The sequence below is a fragment of the Cryobacterium sp. 10I5 genome (assembly GCF_035019865.1).
GTDB classification, from domain to species: Bacteria; Actinomycetota; Actinomycetes; order Actinomycetales; family Microbacteriaceae; genus Cryobacterium; species Cryobacterium breve_A.
The window spans coordinates 1-3,765 of record NZ_JASJVI010000161.1 but is presented as its reverse complement, the minus strand read 5'-3'; the positions used below and the strand labels follow the sequence as shown (position 1 = coordinate 3,765).

4 protein-coding genes are annotated in these 3,765 nt (G+C 69.0%); 2 read left to right on the top strand and 2 right to left on the bottom strand.

Annotated elements, in window-relative coordinates:
- Positions 1 to 62 precede the first annotated feature (62 nt).
- Positions 63 to 1,529 (bottom strand): peptide MFS transporter, encoded by a 1,467-nt coding sequence (locus QN350_RS19275; RefSeq protein ID WP_323517144.1) that lies wholly within the window; start codon positions 1,527 to 1,529, stop codon positions 63 to 65.
- A gap of 134 nt (positions 1,530 to 1,663) precedes the next feature.
- On the opposite strand from QN350_RS19275, the gene QN350_RS19270 reads away from it, so the two are divergent.
- Complete coding sequence (locus QN350_RS19270; protein WP_281533454.1) at positions 1,664 to 2,059, top strand: sortase; 396 nt, start codon at positions 1,664 to 1,666, stop codon at positions 2,057 to 2,059.
- 201 nt (positions 2,060 to 2,260) lie between these two features.
- Positions 2,261 to 2,851: a DJ-1/PfpI family protein gene (locus QN350_RS19265; RefSeq protein WP_322138377.1), complete on the top strand. Its 591-nt coding sequence runs from the start codon at positions 2,261 to 2,263 to the stop codon at positions 2,849 to 2,851.
- A gap of 25 nt (positions 2,852 to 2,876) precedes the next feature.
- On the opposite strand, the gene QN350_RS19260 is transcribed toward QN350_RS19265, so the two are convergent.
- On the bottom strand, positions 2,877 to 3,644 hold the full coding sequence (locus tag QN350_RS19260) for a dienelactone hydrolase family protein (protein ID WP_323517143.1): 768 nt from the start codon (positions 3,642 to 3,644) through the stop codon (positions 2,877 to 2,879).
- Between the last annotated feature and the right edge of the window lie 121 nt (positions 3,645 to 3,765).

Below are 3,765 nucleotides of genomic sequence, written 5' to 3'. Positions count from 1 at the left end.
TTCCGGCAGCGGGCCGCCGAAACCGGCGCGACGGTGACCGCGGCAGCCGGGCAGGAACCTCGCTAGCGCACGCCGCCCATAAGGCGGAGTACGGGCCGGGCGAAGACCGCGAGGCCGATACCGAACAGGATCGCGACGCCGCCGATCACACTGAAGTAGAGCGTCTCGGGGACCTCGGTGTACCACTGGGCGAGCCAGCCGGAGACGGCCGTGCCGAGTGCGATCGACAGGAAGAACAGGGCGACCATCTGGGTGCGGAACGGCGCGGGCGCGAGCTTCGTGGTGAGCGCGAGGCCGACCGGCCCGATCAGGAGCTCGGCGACCGTGAGCACGAAGAGGATGCCGATCATCGCGAGCATCGGCGTGGAGTTGGCCCCGCCGCCCACGAACGGCAGGAAGCCGAGGAAGGCGACGCCCATCACCGCGGTGCCGAGCGCGAACTTGACCGGAGTCGATGGCTGGCGGCTGCCCCAGCGGGTCCAGAGGGCGGCGAAGACGCCGGAGAGCAGGATGATGAACACCGGGTTGAAGGACTGGATCCACGACACCGGGATCTCCCAGCCGAACAGGTGCCGGTCGAGACGCTCGTCCGTGTAGATCGTGACGACGGTGAACTGCTGCTGGGAGAGCGACCAGAACACGGCGCTCGCAAGGAAGAGCGGGATGAAGGCGTAGACCCGCTTGCGTTCGACGATGCTGATCTGGCGGTTGCGCAGGATGACGACGAAGTAGCTGATGGTCGCGATGATCGTCAGGGCGATCACGAGGGTGACGAGGCCGTCCGCCGTGATCACGCCGACAAGCACGAGCACGACGACGAGCACCACCGCGGCGACCGCACCGACGAGGTAGGGGGTCCAGCGCGAGCACGGGAGCGGGTTCGGCACCTGGTGCACGATCTCGGGAAGGCTTCTGCGTCCGAAGGAGTACTGGGTGAGCCCGATCGCCATGCCGACGGCCGCGAGGCCGAAGCCGAAGTGGAAGCCGGCCGTGGTCTGCAGAAGCCCGGTCAGGATCGGGCCGAAGAACGCGCCGAGGTTGATCCCGAGGTAGAAGAGGGAGAAGCCGGCGTCGAGGCGGGGGTCGTCCCTTGTGTACAGCGAACCGACGACGCTCGTCGCGTTGGCCTTCAGGCCGCCGCTGCCGACCGCGATCAGGAGCAGGCCGGCGGTCACACCTGCGATGCCGGGCACGAGGGCGAGGGCGACGTGCCCGAGCATGATCACGATGGCGCTGTAGAACAGCACCTTCTCGCTACCGAGCACCCGGTCGGCGATCCAGGCGCCCAGGATCGTCGAGAGATAGACCCCTCCGCCGTAGGCGCCGACGATGCCCGCGGCCGTCGCCTGCTCGATCCCCAGGCCGCCCTCGGCGGCGGAGTAGTACAAGTACAGGAGCAGGATGCCCTGCATCCCGTAGAAGGAGAACCGCTCCCACATTTCCACGCCGAAGATATTAGCGAGGGCCCGTGGCTGCCCGAAGAAGCTGCGGTCTTTGTGGACGGGGACGGGTTTTTCGACCGTGGTCATCTATCGACTCTATCCGCTGCCCCCCGGTTCAGGGGCATCGGCAACTCTCCCGGCGCCCCGCCGCGGCACGATACGATCGTGGTCACAGGGCGACTGGGCACCTGACGAACGGGCACGAGACGAGCGGGGGGCGAATGGACACGCACGACCTCGTCGGGCTCATCAGCGAGGTCCTGACCCTCGTCGGCTTCGTCGTCGGCGCCGTCCTGTATGTCCTCGGGCTCGCCATCCGCGGAGTCAAGGGCGGGTGGGTCGCGACGGATGGCGTGATCGCCTCCTCGGGATCGCACACGGTCATCCGCTGGTTCGACCGCTCAGGGGACGTGCACGAAAGAGCCGCGAACACGCACGAGAGCCACCGGCTCGCCCCCGGCGACGACGTGCCGGTCTGGTACCACTCCCGTGACGCATCCCGCGGGGTGACGCACGCCCCGGAATCGGAGGGCAAGGCCCTGCGCCTGACCGGGTTGATCCTGCTCGGCACCGGGCTCGTTTCGGCGGTCCTCGGCGTCGTGTTGATGTTCATCTGAGCCGGTCCGTTCCGGTCCGCACTGCTCCGCGTCTGTCCGCGCTGGTCCGCGCACGTCCGCGCCGATGCATACGGGCATGGCCTGTCTCCGCCTTCTGTTTTGCGCCCGGCGGCACTTGCCCGGCTCGCCGGTCGGGGGAACACTGAAGGCGTTCAGGCACTATCCGTGCACTGAGTTCAACATCGTTCAGAGAGGAACGTCATGACCAAGATCCTCATTCTCACCGGCGACGCCGCCGAGACCCTCGAGGTGTTCTACCCCTACCAGCGGCTGCTCGAGGAGGGCTTCGAGGTGCATATCGGCGCGCCGGAGAAGAGGAAGCTCCAGTTCGTCGTGCACGACTTCGTCGACGGGTTCGACACCTATACCGAGAAGCTCGGCCACACCTGGGACGCCGACGTGGCGTTCAAGGACGTCGACCCGGCCGACTACGCGGCGATCGTCGTCCCCGGCGGGCGAGCCCCGGAGTACATCCGCAACGACGAAGACGCGAAGCGGATCGTGCGGCATTTCTTCGAGCGGAACGCTCCCGTGGCCGCGCTCTGCCACGGTCCGATGCTGCTCGCCGCCGCCGGGGTGCTCCACGGCCGCACGAGTTCCGCGTACCCGGCCCTGCAGATCGACGTCGAACTCGGCGGAGGCGTGTTCGAGAACGGCGCGGGCGTCGTCGACGGCAACCTCGTCTCCGGCAGGGCGTGGCCGGACCACCCCAGCTGGATGCGCGAATTCATGAAACTGCTCGCGGCATCCGGTGTCACCCCGGCGGAACCCGCCCTCACGTCGACCCGCTGAGCCCGGTCAGTCTGCGCGGGCCCGGTCAGTCTGCGGGGGCGGGGTCCGCGGCGGGGGCGAGGTGCTCGGCGAAGAATGCCTCGATCCGGGTCCAGGCGTCGGCGGCGGCCTCCGGGTCGGGGCCGGCGCCGAGGATACGCTGCGTGAGGAAGCGCACGGCGGCGGGTCCCGTGTCAGCATCGTTGAGGAAGGAGTGCCCGGCCGTCGGGTATTCCTTGACGTCGTGCGGCACGCCGGCAGTCTCGAGCGCGCCCTCGAGCCGGGCGGCCGCGCCGACGAGCGAGCGGTCCCTGCCGCCGTAGCTGCCCACGATCGGGCAGGCGCCCTCGAGTGCGGCCTCGAGGTCCTTCGGCAACCGGCCGTAGTTGACGGATGCCGCGGCGAACCCGCGCGTCGCGGCCGCGAGCGCGAAGCCGCCCCCCATGCAGAAGCCGAGCACACCCACCTCACGGGTGCAGTCCGGCCGGGCGATCAGCGCCTGTCGCGCGTTCTCGATGTCGATGAAGGCGCGCCCCTCGCCGGCGGTCAGTGCGCGGAAGGTCGCGACGAGGCATTTGCGGGCGCCGCCCTCCGTGAAGAGGTCGGGCATGAGTGCGAGGTAGCCGGCCGCTGCGAGCCTCTCGACCTGGCGGCGCATCACGTCGCTGATGCCGAAGGCCTCGTGCACGAGCACCACACCGGGCCAGGGACCGGATCCGGCAGGCACCCCGAGCACCGCGCGGAGTCCGGCGCTTCCGCCGTTCGCGGCCGGAAGTTCGAGGTCGATCAGCAGCGGTGCGGGGTTCTCGGTCATGGAGCCTCCTGGCCTGGGCGTGCTCGGGTTGGACGAACCATATCGCAATGGCTGCGGCGTTCGAGTCCGCGAGAGTACGAAAATGGCCCCTCCGGACGACGTGAAGGGGCCATTTTCGTAC

What these genes read in the sequence shown, in the direction of transcription:
- QN350_RS19260 (WP_323517143.1), bottom strand. Translation starts at nt 3,644, where the DNA reads ATGACCGAGAACCCCGCACCGCTGCTGATCGACCTCGAACTTCCGGCC.
- QN350_RS19265 (WP_322138377.1), top strand. Translation starts at nt 2,261, where the DNA reads ATGACCAAGATCCTCATTCTCACCGGCGACGCCGCCGAGACCCTCGAG.
- QN350_RS19275 (WP_323517144.1), bottom strand. Translation starts at nt 1,529, where the DNA reads ATGACCACGGTCGAAAAACCCGTCCCCGTCCACAAAGACCGCAGCTTC.
- QN350_RS19270 (WP_281533454.1), top strand. Translation starts at nt 1,664, where the DNA reads ATGGACACGCACGACCTCGTCGGGCTCATCAGCGAGGTCCTGACCCTC.